We start from the raw sequence: 693 nt of genomic DNA on the forward strand, positions 1-693 counted from the left end.
AACAAACCCCGGTATAAAAACCGGGGTTTGTCAGCGATCTGAAAGGAGGTGTTCGCACCTCCTTCGACTACTTATTGCCCCGTAAAGTTAGAAGCTAAGTACTTTCCGTTGATGGTATAGAAAATATAAAGCGTCTGATTTGCTGGGTCAGCAATCGCATCATTCTTAAATGAAACAACCCATTCAGGACCATGTCCAAACGATTTTTCTTCGACAGAGCTANCCGTAACCTCCGCCCAAGAAGCATCGATCTTCCCTCTATTAACGAGCTTTTGAACATGTGCCGATGCTTTATCAACAGCTTGTTCGCTTGTTATTGGGTCATGTTGATGATCATGAGAATGATCATGCCCCGGCCCAGCTAAAGCAAACTGGCTGAATATGAGTACCGCACCAAGCAGTAATGTTCTAATAAAGTTAATCATAATGTCTCTCTTTAAAACTTTGTTGTTCAGTCAATTGAATCGTGATGAGTTTTAGCTGGGACTTTCATCGAACTAGCATCCATTTCCTCATGGGCATGTAAATGATTATCTGCGCTGAAACCAAAATCATCAGGATGCTGCTCGTGCGAATATCCATGCAATTGCTGCAACAGAAGTAATATCCCTAAAGACATTAGAAATACATTTGCCGCATTAATAAAGTTAGTGAATGATTTTGTCCTACGCCACCCTGCAAGGAGAGCCACCA

Annotated in this window: 1 protein-coding gene and 1 pseudogene; both read right to left on the minus strand. The window is 42.1% G+C overall.

From position 1 onward, the window contains the following. Nucleotides 1–71: 71 nt before the first annotated feature. Entirely contained in the window at nucleotides 72–425 is a 354-nt protein-coding gene (locus A3739_RS26940; protein WP_068503440.1) for a DUF6488 family protein, read from the minus strand. 26 nt (nucleotides 426–451) lie between these two features. Further along, nucleotides 452–693, minus strand: a pseudogene (locus tag A3739_RS26945) (hypothetical protein); the annotation flags it as partial.

It is taken from the genome of Oleiphilus sp. HI0067 (genome assembly GCF_001635735.1).